14 protein-coding genes are annotated in these 15,132 nt (G+C 68.2%); 8 read left to right on the top strand and 6 right to left on the bottom strand.

The window, feature by feature from the left end:
- Positions 1–83: 83 nt before the first annotated feature.
- Genes OPU70_RS03390 through OPU70_RS03380 form a run of 3 tightly spaced genes read right to left on the bottom strand, consistent with a single transcriptional unit; the run spans position 84 to position 2,540 of the window.
- A complete protein-coding gene (locus OPU70_RS03390; RefSeq protein ID WP_498557138.1) occupies positions 84–1,163 on the bottom strand; it encodes a GNAT family N-acetyltransferase in 1,080 nt (359 codons plus the stop codon).
- Entirely contained in the window at positions 1,160–2,248 is a 1,089-nt protein-coding gene (locus tag OPU70_RS03385; protein ID WP_498557137.1) for a GNAT family N-acetyltransferase, read from the bottom strand. The genes OPU70_RS03390 and OPU70_RS03385 overlap by 4 nt, the downstream gene beginning before the upstream one ends.
- A 13-nt stretch (positions 2,249–2,261) precedes the next feature.
- Positions 2,262–2,540 carry a hypothetical protein gene (locus OPU70_RS03380; RefSeq protein ID WP_455904779.1) on the bottom strand — a complete coding sequence of 93 codons (279 nt, stop codon included), beginning with the start codon at positions 2,538–2,540 and terminating at the stop codon, positions 2,262–2,264.
- Positions 2,541–3,085: 545 nt separating this feature from the next.
- Here OPU70_RS03380 and smc point away from each other — a divergent pair.
- The 3 genes from smc to OPU70_RS03365 are packed head-to-tail and all read left to right on the top strand — an operon-like array spanning position 3,086 to position 8,070.
- Entirely contained in the window at positions 3,086–6,628 is a 3,543-nt protein-coding gene (gene smc, locus OPU70_RS03375; RefSeq protein ID WP_498557136.1) for a chromosome segregation protein SMC, read from the top strand.
- Between the two features lie 24 nt (positions 6,629–6,652).
- Positions 6,653–7,525 carry a signal recognition particle-docking protein FtsY gene (ftsY, locus tag OPU70_RS03370; RefSeq protein WP_042541685.1) on the top strand — a complete coding sequence of 291 codons (873 nt, stop codon included), beginning with the start codon at positions 6,653–6,655 and terminating at the stop codon, positions 7,523–7,525.
- A 44-nt stretch (positions 7,526–7,569) separates the two neighbouring features.
- Positions 7,570–8,070: a DUF2004 domain-containing protein gene (locus tag OPU70_RS03365; RefSeq protein WP_042541684.1), complete on the top strand. Its 501-nt coding sequence runs from the start codon at positions 7,570–7,572 to the stop codon at positions 8,068–8,070.
- A gap of 21 nt (positions 8,071–8,091) precedes the next feature.
- Here OPU70_RS03365 and lipA read toward each other — a convergent pair whose 3' ends face one another.
- Both lipA and lipB read right to left on the bottom strand, forming a co-directional pair.
- On the bottom strand, positions 8,092–9,081 hold the full coding sequence (gene lipA / locus OPU70_RS03360; RefSeq protein WP_042541683.1) for a lipoyl synthase: 990 nt from the start codon (positions 9,079–9,081) through the stop codon (positions 8,092–8,094).
- Complete coding sequence (gene lipB / locus OPU70_RS03355; RefSeq protein WP_042541682.1) at positions 9,078–9,731, bottom strand: lipoyl(octanoyl) transferase LipB; 654 nt, start codon at positions 9,729–9,731, stop codon at positions 9,078–9,080. Before lipB ends, lipA begins: the two co-directional genes overlap by 4 nt.
- A 94-nt stretch (positions 9,732–9,825) precedes the next feature.
- On the opposite strand from lipB, the gene OPU70_RS03350 reads away from it, so the two are divergent.
- From OPU70_RS03350 to ffh, 4 genes are all read left to right on the top strand, one after another.
- A complete protein-coding gene (locus tag OPU70_RS03350; protein WP_042541681.1) occupies positions 9,826–10,422 on the top strand; it encodes a TetR/AcrR family transcriptional regulator in 597 nt (198 codons plus the stop codon).
- Between the two features lie 71 nt (positions 10,423–10,493).
- On the top strand, positions 10,494–11,114 hold the full coding sequence (locus OPU70_RS03345) for a hypothetical protein (protein ID WP_498557135.1): 621 nt from the start codon (positions 10,494–10,496) through the stop codon (positions 11,112–11,114).
- Positions 11,111–11,632, top strand: coding sequence for an RNA polymerase sigma factor (locus tag OPU70_RS03340; RefSeq protein WP_498557134.1), 522 nt, complete (start codon positions 11,111–11,113; stop codon positions 11,630–11,632). The genes OPU70_RS03345 and OPU70_RS03340 overlap by 4 nt, the downstream gene beginning before the upstream one ends.
- A 13-nt stretch (positions 11,633–11,645) precedes the next feature.
- Positions 11,646–13,199: a signal recognition particle protein gene (gene ffh, locus OPU70_RS03335; RefSeq protein WP_042541678.1), complete on the top strand. Its 1,554-nt coding sequence runs from the start codon at positions 11,646–11,648 to the stop codon at positions 13,197–13,199.
- A 6-nt stretch (positions 13,200–13,205) separates the two neighbouring features.
- On the opposite strand, the gene OPU70_RS03330 is transcribed toward ffh, so the two are convergent.
- Positions 13,206–14,117 (bottom strand): EamA family transporter, encoded by a 912-nt coding sequence (locus OPU70_RS03330; protein ID WP_498557133.1) that lies wholly within the window; start codon positions 14,115–14,117, stop codon positions 13,206–13,208.
- A 79-nt stretch (positions 14,118–14,196) separates the two neighbouring features.
- Here OPU70_RS03330 and OPU70_RS03325 point away from each other — a divergent pair, with 79 nt between their 5' ends.
- The gene (locus OPU70_RS03325; RefSeq protein ID WP_475435399.1) at positions 14,197–15,132 is read left to right on the top strand and encodes a LysR family transcriptional regulator; all 936 of its coding nucleotides are present in this window, start codon (positions 14,197–14,199) and stop codon (positions 15,130–15,132) included.

The following is a 15,132-nucleotide window of genomic DNA, read 5'->3' as shown; positions in this document are numbered from 1 at the left end:
AGCCTGGCGATTCGGCCAGGGGCGCTGCGTCGGCCGGGCGGATGATCCGCTCGCGTCCGCGTACACCGATCGGATGATCTCGTTCAGATCCGCTTCTGCCACGCCCCGGCGTAAGAGACCGGCACGAACCCGATCGACTCGTTGATGCTCAGCATCGGGCGGTTCTCCTCGGCGTTGAACGTGGAGACTGCGGGGGAGAACGGCATGAGTTCTCGCCAGTGCAGGAGGTTCGCGCACTTGACGACGGTGCCCAGCCGGTGCCCGCGGTGCTCGCGAGACACCAGTGTGCCCAGCTGGTGGGTGATCCCTGAGCGGTCCGCTCCGACGAGCAGCTCGTTGTATGCCACGATGTCCCCGCTCGGCACGTGCTGCACCGCGACGATCGACAGTGCCTGACCGGCTCCGGTGAGCCGTCGCTCTCGGCGGACGACACGCTCCGCGTCCCACTCCTCAGCGACGAAGTCCATCTCGCCGCTCGGGGCGTCGGTAGACAGGCGAGCGAGGATCGCCGCATAGCCGTCGCGGAACTCCGGCGGTGTCGGAGCCATCCACTGGAGCACTCGATAGTCGTCGCCCGCGGCCGCCTGCGCAGATCTCAGAGCGACCTGAAGCGGAGCGGGGTCCGAACGCAGATCGAGCTCGCTGTTGCGCTCGACCTGCTCGAAATCGTATCCGCGGGCCTCCAAGGCGTCCGACAGCGGGATCGCCGGGATGCGACCCCACCCCGTCCTCGGCGAGATCATCCGCTCGGACTCGATCGGTCGGTGCAGCGTCCAGAGCTGCACCAGAGACCGACCATGGGCACGAGCCTCCGACTCGGCGAGCGTCAGGAGGGCATCCTCGACGCCGATTCCCCAGTGCTTCTCGGGCACGAGGAGGTCCGCCTCCGCCGCCTTCGCATCCGCCTCCTGGGCATAGGCGATCGTGATCATACCCACGATCTCGTCGCCGTTCCTGGCCACGAATCCGGTCTGCAGGGTGTCGGTGGAGTCCTGCCACGACGCGAGCAACTGGGCGGCGTCGGGGGCGATGTCGGGCAGACCCACCATCTCATCGCAGATCTGCCGGTTGAGCTGACCGTAGGCGCGGAAGTCCGCGCCGTCGGGGGCGTCCAGCGCGACAGGGACGATGAGCGGCTCGATGGTCAGTGCGGTGGTCGTCATGACAGTTCCTTCTTCCAGGCTCCTTCATAGGCGATGGCGGTGAACCCCATCGCCTCATTGATGGAGAGCATGGGCCGGTTCTCCTCGGCGTTGTACGTGATCACGTCGCGGGATTCGGGCGCGAGGCCCGTCCACGACAGGAGAGCGTCGCACTTCACGAGCTGTCCCAATCGGTGGCCGCGATGCTCTTTGAGCACCAGAGTGTCGTGCTGATGGGTGGTGGCGCCGAGATCGGGTCCGATGCGGAGCTCGGTGAACGCACTCAGCTCGCCGGTCCCGACGTGCTGGGCGACGGTGACCTGGATGATCTGGCCCATCTCCGCCACGCGTTTCTCGGACTCGATCAGGCGTTCTGCATCCCAGACCTCCTCGTCCGCCTCGAGATCGGCAGACGGTGCATCGGTCGACATGCGCGATTTGAGCCACGCGTAGCCATCGACGTGCTCGGGGGGCGTCGGCAGCATCCACCTGATCACGCGATAGTCCTGAGACGACGCGCGTGCCTCGTCGCGCAGCTGCTCGGCGTGACGAACCGTCTCGGGATCGATCTTGAGTCGACTCACCCGGTAGACCTGCTCGAGGCTGAACCCATGGCGGACGAGGAATCGCGCGACATGATCGTCGGGAACGCTGCCGAAGCCGGTCCGGGCCTGGAGTCTCGGACCCTCGCTCGCCGGTTGTTCCGTCCAGTTCTGGATGACCGTGCGGTCGTGGAGCCTGGCGAAGGCTTCGACGTGCGGGAGGATCGCTGTTCCGATTCCCCGACCCCAGACCCGAGGGTGGAGCTCGATCGAGGCGATGGCCACACGCGAGCCTTCTTCGTGCGGGATGTCGATGACCGTGCGTCCGACCATCTCTCCTTCGACGCGCACCGTCCACACCGCGGTCGTGCGCTCCTTGCGGGAGCGCAGGATCGGGAGCAGCGCCTCCGGCGTGAGGTCCTGTTCGGTGCGGCCGGTGAGCTCGCGGTAGACGGCGTTGCGCACACGGGCGAGCTCGCGGAACTCGACGGCGTCGGCCGCATCCGCCCGTGCAGGCAGCACGAGCGGATGCAGCGACGCATCTGCGGTGAGCGGAATGCTCATGGTGATCTCCAGGTCAGCGCAGCTGACGCTGCAGGTCGTACGTGAGCAGGGCATAGGTCTCGCCCTCGCTACGGGTCCGCCGATCGAGATGCAGCGCGTCCGCCTCAAGGGCGGTGACGCGGTGCGTCGGGCGAGGACGCTGAGCCCGCTGGAGCAGCCAGAGGCCGATCCTGAGCGAGAGACGATCTGCCAGCGCCAGGCGCCGCAGCTCATCAGGTGCGGGGATGTGAAGGACCTGCTGGTCCTCGATATCCGGAGGGTGGGGGATGCTGCGATACAGCGTGGTGTTCACGGTGATTCCTTCGAGATGGGTGGTGGTGTTCGGTGAGGAGAGCGCTGTCGCGGCGCGCCGAGAAGACGGCCGGCGGAGCGCGGCGAGAGTCGAGAGCCCAGCGCGCCGGAAGGCGATCGCCGGGGTCGGCGGTGATCCGTGATCCGAGAAGGATCAGAGGGTGGGGCGCGGAGACACGCGAACGAGAAGCCCTGTCACCGATCGGAGACCGGTGGGTGAGTGGGGGCAGAGTTCTCGAGCTGCGGTTCTACGAGAGAGCGCCGAGACGGACGCCGGTGGTTACCGAGTGCGCAAGGCGCGGCGCGAATGGCGCGGCGAGGCCAGTGGCCTGAGCGTTGAGCTGAGTGATCATCGGTAACCTCCTTTTCGTGTGGCGATCCGGGGGTTACCGTAGCGAAACCCGGGCGTGTCCGTCAAGCATGCGCGGCGTGGCCCGGCGTGTCGCGGCCGATTCCCGTTCGCTCCGCTCCCGCGCGGGATGCCGGTTCTGAGCCGTCATTCCGGTAGCGTATGGGCGTGAATCACCCGGAGAGCGCGGTAGCCGCATGCATCTGAAGAGCCTGACCCTCAAGGGGTTCAAGTCCTTCGCGCAGCCGACCAGTTTCGTGTTCGAACCGGGCGTCACCTGCATCGTGGGTCCCAACGGATCGGGCAAGTCGAACGTCGTCGATGCCCTCGCCTGGGTGATGGGTGAGCAGGGAGCGAAGACTCTGCGCGGCGGCAAGATGGAGGACGTCATCTTCGCCGGCACGTCCACGAGAGGGCCGCTCGGTCGGGCCGAGGTGCAGCTCACGATCGACAACAGCGACGGCGCCCTGCCGATCGAGTTCGCCGAGGTCACCATCAGCCGCACGCTGTTCCGCAACGGCGCCAGCGAGTACGCCATCAACGGCGAGAACTGCCGTCTGCTCGATCTCCAGGAACTGCTCAGCGATTCCGGCCTCGGACGCGAGATGCACGTCATCGTGGGGCAGGGGCGCCTGGACACGGTGCTCCAGGCGTCTCCGGAGGATCGGCGCGGCTTCATCGAGGAAGCGGCCGGCATCCTCAAGCATCGGCGTCGCAAGGAGAAGACCCTTCGCAAGCTCGATGCGATGGAGACCAACCTGACGCGTCTCAGCGATCTCGCCGGCGAGATCCGGCGCCAGCTGAAGCCCTTGGGCAGGCAGGCGGAGATCGCGCGCGAGGCGCAGACGATCGCTGCGGTCGTGCGTGATGCCAAGGCCCGGATCTTCGCGGATGACGTGGTGGCGTTGCGCACGGCTCTGGCCGATCACACGCGCACCGAGCATGAGCGGCACACCGAACGGCTCGTGCTGTCGGATCAGGCAGAGGCGGTGCGGGCGAGCATCGCGCGCCTCGAGCAGGATCAGAACTCGGCGGCGGTCGATCAGGCGAGAGGCGTGGCCTTCGGTCTCGAGCAGGTGCAGGAGCGGATGCGCGGGCTGTACACCCTCGCCAATCAGCGACTCGCGCTGCTCGGCTCGGAGGAGGACGATGCTGCCGTGACGGCCATCACTGTCACGCAGACCACGATCGACGAGGCGAAGGCGGAGATCACCGAGATCTCCGCCGGCCTCGGCGATGCTCAGGACGCGGCGAGCGTGGCGAGCCGCGAGGTGGTGAATGCGCGGGCGGAGCTCGACACCCTCGACGTGGACATCGCCGAGCAGAGCGCGCTCGTGTCGGAGTACGACATGCGGCTCAGCTCGTTGCGAGGCACGGCGGATGCGGCCGCGTCGGCCCTCGCTGCGGTGCGCGGTGCGGTCCTGCGCCAGGAGAACGCGCTCGAGGCGGCGAACGCGCGTCGCCGAGACGCCGCCGAAGCCCTCGAGGCGATCGACGACGCGGAGGCGCCGGAGGGCACGGCGGCAGAGCACTCCGCCGCATATGAGAGCGCGCAGCGTGCCGCGACGGCGGCCGAGGCCGAGCGAGAGACGCTCCGCGAGCGCCTGCACGCGGCCGAGCGCGAGGTCGACGCTCTCACGGCCAAGGCTGCGGCACTCGGAAGCGCGCTCGCGATCTCAGGAGGCGCCGCCGAGATCGTGAAGGCGGGAGCCACCGGTGTTCGTGGCCTCGTGGGTGACTCGGTGCAGGTCAAAAACGGGTTCGAGGCCGCGATCGCAGCCGTGCTGGGTTCGCTGGCCGAGGGGGTCCTCGTCGAGAGGGCCTCCGACGCCTTCGATCTGGCACAGGACGCGTCCGACCAGCGCAGGGGAGTGGTGGATTTCGTCGTCGCCGATGCTGCGCGTCCGTCGATCGAGCTGCCCGCTCTCGAGGGCGTGACGCCCGCGATCGATACGGTCACGGCTCCGGACGGGGTCCTCGGAATCCTGTCGCACGTCGTCATCGCCGCGAGCCTGGACGCGGCGCGCAATGCACGACTCGCGCTCGACGTCGCGGGCGATACGACCACGACGATCGTCACGACGGCGGGCGATGTCGTCACCGCGCAGACGCTGCGCACCGGATCCGGCGGCGAACGCTCCCGTCTCGAGCTCGCCGCCGAACGGGACGCGGCGAGCGAGCGCCTGGCAGAGGTGCAGGTCATCGTCGATTCACTGCGCGAGGCTCGCGTCGACGCGAACGAGGCCGTGGAGACATCACGTCGCCAGGCGAAGGACGCGCTCCGGGCGCTGCGCGAGCACGACGCCGCGCTGGCGACCCACGCGGAACAGGTGAACCGCGTCACGGTCACCCACGAGTCGGCTGTCGCCGAGTGCGAGCGGCTCGAATCAGGACTCGCGCAGGCACAGAGCGCGGTGCAGGATGCGGAGGCGAAGGCCGACGCGGCCAAGGCCGAGTTGGATGCGGCCATCGCCGCCCCCCGGCCGGTGCTGGACGCCTCGGCGCGTGACGGTCTGCTCGAGGCGCTCGAGACGGCGCGCGAAGGTGAGGTCCGAGCGCGTCTGGAGATCGAGACGCTTCGTGAGCGTGTTCGTGCTGCCCAGGCTCGCGTCGCCGGACTCGAACGGCAACGCGAGCAGGAGCGGGACGCCGCAGCCGAGGCTGCGCGCCGGGCGGTCATCCGACGCGCACAGCGCGAAGCGGCATCCGGAGTGGCTCAGGAGCTGCCCCGCATCCTGGACTCGATCGATCGGTCGGTCACCGAGGCGCGCGTCGCATTGGCCGAGGCCGAGGCCGCGCGATCGGCGCAGAACCAGGAGCTCACTGCTCTTCGAGCGCAGGAGACCTCCTTGCGCGAGCGGCTCGCCGGGCTCACCGAGAGCGTGCACGGCCTCGAACTGCAGATCCACGAGAAGAAGCTGCACCTCAACAGTCTGCTCGAGCGCGTGGCATCGGAGCTCGCGCTCGACGAAGATATTCTCGTAGCGGAATATGGCCCCGATCAGCTCGTTCCCCGTGATCCCGGAGCCGACCAGGCTGAGGACGACCTGCTCGACGACACGGCGATCCCGTTCGATCGGCGGATTCAGCAGCGACGGCTCGCCGAGGCCGAACGCAAGCTCGCTCAGCTCGGACGGGTCAACCCGCTCGCGCTCGAGGAGTTCGCGGCGCTCGAGCAGCGCCACGCGTTCCTCACCGAGCAGCTCGCCGACCTGACGCAGACGCGACAGGACCTGCGCACGATCATCGCGGACCTCGATGAGCGCATGCAGACGATCTTCGCGAGCGCGTTCGAAGACACGAGGGTCGCGTTCGGGGAGGTCTTCCCTCTGCTGTTCCCCGGCGGAACCGGAAGCATCTCGCTCACGGATCCCGAGAACATGCTCACGACCGGCATCGAGGTCTCTGTACGGCCGGTCGGGAAGAAGATCGAGAGGCTGTCACTGCTCTCGGGCGGTGAACGTTCCCTCGCTGCAGTCGCTCTGCTGGTCGCGATCTTCAAAGCCCGCCCGAGCCCGTTCTACATCCTCGACGAGGTCGAGGCGGCGCTCGACGACGCCAACCTCGGCCGCCTGCTCACCGTGTTCGAGCAGCTTCGCGAGAGCTCGCAGCTGCTCGTCATCACCCATCAGAAGCGCACGATGGAGATCGCAGATGCGCTCTACGGGGTCTCGATGCGTCAGGACGGGGTGTCGGCGGTCGTCGGACAGCGCGTGGGCGACCGCGCGGCGGCCGGCTGACAGCGCTACCCGTAGGCTGGAGTCATGGCGGAGAAGTCGTGGTCCCTCACTCGTGCGCTGCGCGGGATGTTCGTCAAGCCCACTATCGACGAGACGACATGGGAGGACCTCGAGACGGCCCTCCTCACTGCCGACTTCGGCCCCGACATCAGCGAGCGGGTCGTGGAAGAGCTTCGTGAGAAGGTCGAGCGCTACCGCACGACCGATCCGCAGGATCTCCAGCGGATGCTCCGCGAGACGCTCGAGGAGCACTTCGCGAAGTTCGACACGACCCTGAAGCTCACCGAGCGGCCGGCGGTCGTTCTGGTCGTCGGCGTCAACGGCGTCGGGAAGACCACCACGATCGGCAAGTTCACCAAGTTCCTTCGCGGGTTCCAGCGCAGCGTGGTCGTCGGAGCAGCCGATACGTTCCGTGCGGCCGCCGTCGATCAGCTGGCCACCTGGGCACAGCGCGGCGGAGCGGCGATCGTCCGCCCCCAGCAAGAGGGTCAGGATCCGGCATCCGTGGCCTACCAGACCATCGAGTTCGCCCAGCGCGAGGGCATCGAGATCGCGATCATCGACACGGCCGGCCGACTGCACACCAAGGGAGGGCTCATGGACGAGCTCTCGAAGATCCGCAGGGTGATCGAGAAGCAGGCTCCCATCAGCGAGGTCCTGCTCGTCCTCGATGCCACCACGGGTCAGAACGGTGTGATGCAGGCCGAGGCGTTCCTCGAGCATGCAGGGGTCACCGGACTCGTCCTGACCAAGCTCGACGGCTCGGCGAAGGGCGGCTTCGTCCTCGCCGTGCAGGAGCGCACCGGCATCCCCGTCAAGCTCCTCGGCCAGGGCGAGGGCATCGATGATCTGACCGGTTTCACCCCCCATGTCTTCGTCAAGTCGCTCGTCGGCTGATTACGGGACTACCGCCGCGAGCACGAGGCTGGTTTCATAGCGTTATGGCGATCGAACACGACTACTTCGGACTCCTGTCCTCAGGGCCCGACGGCTCGATCTTCTGGTCTGAGACGGTGGAGCTCGGTGACCAGAGCGTCACCGTCGATCTCACGGCTCCTGACCAGGACGATGTCTCTGCCGACGCGCTCGACATCGCCGCTTCGCTCATCGCGGGGATCGAGAACGTCGACGATGTGTCCCGGCGGGGCATGCTCGCGGAGGTCGATGACCGCACCAGCGAGGTCACCGAGTACATCCTGCAGCAGCAGGAGGCCTACGGAGACGAACTCGAAGAGGTGCTGGTCGACGTCAGCGGTGACGCCGCCGTCGACATCATCCGCTCGCTGCGACTCATGAGCATGACGATCCTCGCCGACGAACACGGCGGGTCGGAGCCGTTCGCGGTGCTGGAGTACGCGCTCGACGCGACCACCACCGACGATGTCCTGCTGGTGAACCTGGGTTCCGACGGCAGCGTGCAGTCGGTGATGAGCGCCGACTGACGCTCACCGCCTCGGTATCGCTCAGACTGCCTGAGCGAAGCCGAGATCCGCGCTCTCGGCGATGTGCGCCAGGTGCGGTGGTATCTCGCGCCCCTTCGAGACCATCGACTGCGCCCACAGCCGGCCGGCACGGTACGACGAGCGCACGAGAGGCCCGGCGAGCACGCCGAGGAAGCCGATCCGCTCCGCCTCCTCCTTGAACTCGACGAACTCCGCAGGCTTGACCCATCGGGCCACGGGCAGGTGGCGAGGAGAGGGGCGCAGATACTGCGTGATGGTGATGATGTCGCAGCCGGCGTCGTGCAGGTCGTTCAGCGCCTGGACGACCTCTTCAGGTTCCTCGCCCATCCCCAGGATCAGGTTGGACTTGGTGATGAGGCCTGCGTCCCGCGCCTGGGTGATCACATCGAGCGAACGCTCGTACCGGAACGCCGGGCGGATGCGCTTGAAGATCCGCGGCACGGTCTCGACGTTGTGCGCGAAGACCTCGGGACGGGCGTCGAAGATCTGCCCGAGGAAGGCAGGGTCGGCGTTGTGCTCGTTGGCGAGCAGCTCGACGCCGGTGTTCGGGTTGAGCTCGTGGATCTTCCGCACCGTCTCGGCGTTGAGCCAGGCTCCGGTGTCGGGCAGATCGTCTCGTGCGACGCTGGTGACCGTCGCATAGCGGAGGTTCATGCGCACGACGCTCTCGGCGACACGGCGTGGCTCGTCGGTGTCATAGGCATCGGGCTTGCCCGTGTCGATCTGGCAGAAGTCGCACCGTCGGGTGCACTGCGATCCGCCGATGAGGAAGGTCGCCTCCCGGTCTTCCCAGCACTCGAAGATGTTGGGGCAGCCGGCCTCCTGGCAGACGGTGTGAAGGTCTTCGCTCTTGACGAGCGAGTGGAGCGCCGTGTACTCGGGCCCCATCTTCGCCTTCGTCTTGATCCACTCCGGTTTGCGTTCGATGGGAGTCTCGGCGTTGCGGATCTCGAGGCGGAGGAGCTTGCGTCCCTCTGGTGCGGCGGTCATGCGTGTGCTCCTGCGTGTGCGGCTGTCGAGTATTCGGCGAGGAAGGCGGCGGACACCGAGTCGACGATGTCGGCGGGGGAGACGTCCGCTCCGACGACCTCGCTCACGGTGGTGACACCGGCGTCGGTGATCCCGCACGGGATGATGCCTCTGAATCCTGCGAGGCTGTTGTCGCAGTTGATCGCGAAGCCGTGCATCGTCACTCCCTGCTGCACGCGCACCCCGATCGCCGCGACCTTGTCCTCCGACAGGGGGCGGCGAACCCACACCCCGCTGCGCCCCTCGACCTGGTATCCGTCGACGCCGAGTGGCTGGAGCACGTCGATCAGGATGCGCTCGAGGCGACGCACGTGCGCGACGACGTCCATCGGCTCGGGCAGCCGGACGATCGGGTAGCCCACGAGCTGCCCTGGTCCGTGCCAGGTGATCTTGCCGCCGCGGTCGACGTCGATCACCGGTGTGCCGTCCGTCGGGCGTTCCTGCGGCTCGGTCCGCTTGCCGGCGGTGTACACCGCCTCGTGCTCGAGCAGGATGAGCGTGTCCGGGCGAGTGCCGTCGACGACGTCGGCGTGGATGCTGCGTTGCAGGTCCCACCCGGCGGGGTAGGGGACGAAGCTCGGAGCGAGTCCGGGGGTGAGGATGTCGAGCATGGGAGGCCCTCTCGATCAATTGATGGATTGCGTCTAAGAATACTCCTCCGTGACGGTCGCGGCGCGCAGGAGCGACGCGCGGTAGCGTGTCTGCATGAGCAGCACGAGCCGAGCAGGGCGCCCGAAGGCCTCTTCGCGCGAGACCCTCGCCGAGGCCGCCTGCGAGCTCTTCCTCGAGCGGGGCTACGACGCCACCTCTGTCGCCGACATCACCCAGCGTGCCGGAGTGAGCCGCTCGAGCTTCTTCAACTACTTCTCCTCGAAGAGCGATGTGCTCTGGTCCGGCCTCGACGACCGCATCGGCCGTGCGGTCGACGACCTGGTCGTCGTGCCCGAAGACCGCGACGGCACGCATGTGCGGCGCATTCTCTCGGAGCTCGTCGAGGACTTCGCACCGGACAGCCTGGCTCTCGCGATGACGAACTCGTCGGCCATGGGGCTCGACGACGAACTCGAGCAGGATGCCGCGCTTCGCCAGGCTCGCCTCGCGGCGGCGCTGGCCGATCTCGCTCGCCGGTCGGGGGTCACCGCTCTCACCGCGGACATCGCCGCGGCCACCTGGGCCGCCGCCGTGGTCGCCGCCGTGCGAGCGTGGGCGGAGAGCGGTGCGGGACGAGGTTCCGTGGGGGACCGATTCGCCGACGCTGTGCGGGCGATCGGCCGATTGCCGTGGGGTGGCACGGAAACCTGATCTCCCCGCGGACGAAACCGCGCGAGCCGGACAGGTCAGGAATGAGAGACCCCTTTCCCGACCGAGGAGACATGATGGCCACCGACCCGCTCGACAAGATGCTCGACTGTTCCGCACCGACGACGGCGAGACCGGAACCCGGAGACATCCGGGCCATGATCCTCGCGGCGCGCGAGGAGACGCGGCCACCTCGTCGCGGACGTCGGAGAGCCGTGCTGACCACGGCGCTGGCGCTCTTCCTCGTCGGCGGCGCCGGTGTGGCCGCGGCGTCATCGGATTGGCTCTGGAGCCCGGGCCTCGAGGATGCGGATCGGACCTACAGCTACACCTCGCCGACCTGGGGACAGTGCGAACTGCGATTCAGCGCGCTCGACACGCACGACATGTTCACGAACGACGAGGTCAACCGCATCGTCGACGACTGGTTCGCGAGCACGGATGTCGAAGCGGCGGCCGCGCCTCTCGTTCCGGGGATCCTCCACGAGCTGGAGGAGAGTCGTGCCGGCGACCCTGCGGTCGATCCCGACCCTCGGCAAGCCGATCTCGATGCCTGGACGGCGCACACACAGGCCGTCGACGAGCTCGTGCACGCGGAGCTCGCTGCGAACGGCTTCGCCAGCGAGGCGCTAGGGGGCACCGAGTCGCACAGTCAGGTGCACTGCGACGGCGAGGACTGGGGGGACGGGGAATGAGCCGCGACGCAGCCCTGACCCGGGTGCTGGAGGAGAGCGCGACCGACCTGCTCGCCTACCTCTCGCGTCGGGTGGGCCCCGACGACGCCGCGGACCTCCTCGGGGAGACCATGGTGATCGCGTGGCGTCGGTCATCCGACCTTCCCGATGAACCGGAACGCGCGCGGATGTGGGTCTTCGGCATCGCACGAGGCACGCTCGCCAACCACGACAGGGGGCAGCGGAGACGGTGGGCGCTCGCGGATCGGCTTCGGCTGCAGCGGCAGGAGCATCACAGCTCACCTGCCGCTGACGAGGGGCTGGAGGTGCGTGACGCGATCGCACGGCTCGATCCCGACCTTGCGGAGATCGTGCGGCTCGTGCACTGGGATCGACTGTCTCTCGTGCATGCGGCGGAGCTTCTCGGCATCCCTTCGTCCACCGCACGCGGCCGTTACGCGCGCGCGAAAGAACTGCTCCGGGCCGAGCTCGCGGTCGGCGCGGCTCCGAACGCGGAGAACGGTGCCGGATTCGCGTAAACTCGGTGTCACCATGGCTACCTTTGGCACGCTCTCCGATCGGCTCACCGAGACCTTCCGCAACCTTCGCACGAAGGGAAAGCTCACCGCGGCCGACGTCGACGGCACTGTGCGCGAGATCCGTCGCGCGCTGCTCGACGCCGACGTCGCACTGGCGGTCGTCAAGGAGTTCACCGCGAAGGTGCGCGAGCGCGCCCTCGGCGATGAGGTCAGCAAGGCGCTGAACCCCGCGCAGCAGGTCGTGCAGATCGTCAACGAGGAGCTGGTGCAGATCCTCGGCGGTGAGCAGCGTCGTCTGCAGTTCGCCAAGACCGCGCCGACCGTCATCATGCTCGCCGGCCTCCAGGGCTCGGGCAAGACCACCTTCGCCGGCAAGCTCGCGAAGCAGCTCGAGAGCGAGGGGCACACGCCCCTTCTCGTCGCGGCCGACCTGCAGCGTCCGAATGCGGTGAACCAGCTCCAGGTCGTCGCGCAGCAGGCCGGCGCGACCGTCTACGCGCCCGAGCCGGGCAACGGAGTCGGTGACCCCGTCAAGGTGTCGCGCGACGGTGTGGAGCACGCGCGCCGCCACCAGCACGACGTGGTCATCATCGACACGGCCGGTCGCCTCGGCGTCGACGCCGACCTGATGAAGCAGGCATCCGACATCCGCAAGGCGACGGACCCGGATGAGGTCCTGTTCGTCATCGACGCCATGATCGGCCAGGACGCCGTCAACACGGCGAAGGCCTTCCAAGAGGGCGTCGACTTCACCGGTGTCGTCCTGACGAAGCTCGACGGTGACGCCCGCGGTGGTGCGGCGCTCTCCGTCGCCTCCGTCACCGGCCGCCCCATCATCTTCGCGTCCACCGGCGAGCGACTCGAAGACCTCGAGCCGTTCCACCCCGATCGCATGGCCAGTCGCATCCTCGACCTCGGCGACATCCTCACCCTCATCGAGCAGGCCCAGCAGGCCTTCGATGAGGAAGAGGCCGTCAAGATGGCCGAGAAGCTCGCGACCGAGCAGTTCACCCTCGAAGACTTCCTCGACCAGCTTCAGCAGATGAAGAAGATGGGCTCGATGAAGAAGATGCTGGGGATGCTCCCCGGCATGGGGCAGATGAAGCAGCAGCTCGAGGACTTCGACGAGCGCGAGATCGATCGCACCGAGGCGATCATCCGGTCCATGACACCGGGCGAACGACGCAACCCGAAGGTGCTCAACGGTTCGCGTCGTCTGCGCATCGCGCGTGGTTCGGGAATGACCGTCACGGACGTCAACCAGCTCGTCCAGCGCTTCGATCAGGCGGCCAAGATGATGAAGACCGTCGCACGCGGCGGCACTCCGAACATCCCGGGAATGGGTTCCATGCCCGGAATGGGCAAGCCTGGTGCGTCGTCAAAGCGCGGCAAGAAGGGCAAGTCCTCGGGCGGTTCCCGCTCGGGCAACCCCGCCAAGCGCGCAGCCGAGAACGCGGGAATCACCTCCGCGGCCGCCCCGACCGGCTCCGGTTTCGGTCTCGGCGGCACCAAGGCGCCGAGTGAAGCCGACCTCGCCGAGATCCAGAAGCTGTTCGGCAAGAGCTGACCGGACTCATCGGCGTGCCGCCGCGAGCGGCCCCTGCGTCGATGGAGCGACCTCTCTGCGAGGCTTCCGCAGCGCAGCGAGCTGCCCGGTGACGAGCGCGCTCAGAACGAGGGAGAGTCCGAGCGCCTGGACCGGGGTGAACGTCTCGCCGGCGAGCAGCGTTCCCAGTGTCGTCGCGACGACGGGGGAGAGCAGGGCGAGCAGGCCGGGGGCGATGACGGGCAGCTCCTGGATGCCGCGGAACCACAGCGTGTACGCGATGAGACCGCCGACCGCGCCGAGCCAGAGGTAGCCGAGTATCGCGCCGCCGTCGATGGAGGGAGGGAACCCCTCGAAGACGAGTGTCAATGGCAGCAGGAACAACCCGCCGGCCGTCAGCTGCCAGCCCGCGTACGCGACCGGCCCGACACCGGCGGGGCGCCCCCAGCGCTTGGTGAGGATCATCCCGAGAGCCGTAGCGGTGACGCCGCCGACCGCTGCGATGATGCCGACGGTGTCGAGCTCCGCGGCCGGGCCCAGCACCACGAGAGCGACACCGCCGGCACCGACTGCGGCGGCGGCTGCCGTCAGAGGGCGGATCCTGTCGCGGAGCATGAGCGCCCCCAGACAGAGGATGATCAGCGGCTGCACGCCGGCGACTGCTGCTGCGACGCCGCCGGGCAGACGCTCTGCGGCCAGGAACAGCAGCGGGAAGAACGCTCCGATGTTGAGGATGCCGAGAGCCAGCGACTTCAGCCACCAGCCTCGCGGCGGCAGCGCGCGGCCCAGACCGAGAGCCACGAGACCCGCGGGGAGCGATCGGAGGAGACCTGCCAGCAGCGGATGACCGGCGGGCAGCATCTCGGTCGTCACGAGGTAGGTCGTGCCCCAGGAGATGGGGGCCAGGGACGTGAGGAGCAGCAGAGTCAGCCGGTTCATGTCTCTCAGCCTGATCCCGATGGACACATGAGTCCAACGCATGCTTGTCACGGGATCCATGAATGAGGATCATGGATACGTGGATCTGCAGCAGCTCAAATACGTCGTCGAGGTCGCGTCCTCGTCGAGTTTCACGCGCGCGGCCGAGCGCTGTTTCGTGACGCAGTCGGCCCTCAGCCACCAGATCGCGGCGCTGGAGCGCGAACTCGGCCAGCGCCTGTTCGTGCGTTCGAGTCGCAGCGTCAGGACGACGGAGGCGGGGGAAGCGTTCCTCGTTCATGCGAGGGCCGCGCTGGCTGCAGCGGACCAGGCGCGTGAGGCCGCAGCGGCGGCCGCGGGTCGGGTTGTCGGCACGCTTCGTCTCGGTGTGATCCCGACGGTCACCGCGGTCTCCGTGCCTGACGCGATCTCGCGGTTCAGAGCGGAGCACCCGGAGGCGCGGGTGCAGCTCAGCATGGGCAACAGCGATGCCTTGGCAGCCGCGGTGCGCCGAGGAGAGCTCGATGTCGCGATGCTGGGCCTGCACGAGGACGTCCGCCCCGGTGGCGTGGCCTCGCGAGAGCTCGCCCGCGAGCGCCTGGTGGCCGTCGTGCCGTCGACCCACCGACTCGCACGGCGCGAACACCTCGCGTTGGAAGACCTTGCCGAAGAGGTGTTCGCGGACTTCCCCGCGGGCACGTCAGGGCGCGCGCAGAGTGATGCCGCCTTCGGTGTCGCCGGTGTGCTTCGCGATGTGTCGTTCGAAGCGGACTCGGCCGAGCTGATTCTCGGACTCGTGTCGGCTGGGCTCGCGATCACGCTGTTGGCGCCGGGCGTCGCCGCCGCGGCTGCGCCCCATGCGGTCGCCGTGGAGATCGTCGGAGGACCGGTGCGCGTCGAGTACGTCGCCTGGGACGCACGGTCGCCGAGGGCGGTCGCCACCGCGTTCCTCCGGGTCATCGGGCCGATGACGCCTCGCGTCGAAGACGAAGCGGGCCCGGAGGAATCCTCCGGGCCCGCCTCCTCAGAGTCCTGA

This window comes from Microbacterium sp. SWDP-B6, from assembly GCF_059803615.1.
This window is presented reverse-complemented; position numbering and strand designations above follow the sequence as displayed.

Bases quoted from the DNA above. Each gene is read 5' to 3' on its own strand.
- smc (WP_498557136.1), top strand. From the start codon at position 3,086: ATGCATCTGAAGAGCCTGACCCTCAAGGGGTTCAAGTCCTTCGCGCAG.
- OPU70_RS03365 (WP_042541684.1), top strand. From the start codon at position 7,570: ATGGCGATCGAACACGACTACTTCGGACTCCTGTCCTCAGGGCCCGAC.
- OPU70_RS03390 (WP_498557138.1), bottom strand. From the start codon at position 1,163: ATGACGACCACCGCACTGACCATCGAGCCGCTCATCGTCCCTGTCGCG.
- lipB (WP_042541682.1), bottom strand. From the start codon at position 9,731: ATGCTCGACATCCTCACCCCCGGACTCGCTCCGAGCTTCGTCCCCTAC.
- OPU70_RS03350 (WP_042541681.1), top strand. From the start codon at position 9,826: ATGAGCAGCACGAGCCGAGCAGGGCGCCCGAAGGCCTCTTCGCGCGAG.
- OPU70_RS03330 (WP_498557133.1), bottom strand. From the start codon at position 14,117: ATGAACCGGCTGACTCTGCTGCTCCTCACGTCCCTGGCCCCCATCTCC.
- OPU70_RS03340 (WP_498557134.1), top strand. From the start codon at position 11,111: ATGAGCCGCGACGCAGCCCTGACCCGGGTGCTGGAGGAGAGCGCGACC.
- lipA (WP_042541683.1), bottom strand. From the start codon at position 9,081: ATGACCGCCGCACCAGAGGGACGCAAGCTCCTCCGCCTCGAGATCCGC.
- ffh (WP_042541678.1), top strand. From the start codon at position 11,646: ATGGCTACCTTTGGCACGCTCTCCGATCGGCTCACCGAGACCTTCCGC.
- OPU70_RS03385 (WP_498557137.1), bottom strand. From the start codon at position 2,248: ATGAGCATTCCGCTCACCGCAGATGCGTCGCTGCATCCGCTCGTGCTG.
- OPU70_RS03345 (WP_498557135.1), top strand. From the start codon at position 10,494: ATGATGGCCACCGACCCGCTCGACAAGATGCTCGACTGTTCCGCACCG.
- ftsY (WP_042541685.1), top strand. From the start codon at position 6,653: ATGGCGGAGAAGTCGTGGTCCCTCACTCGTGCGCTGCGCGGGATGTTC.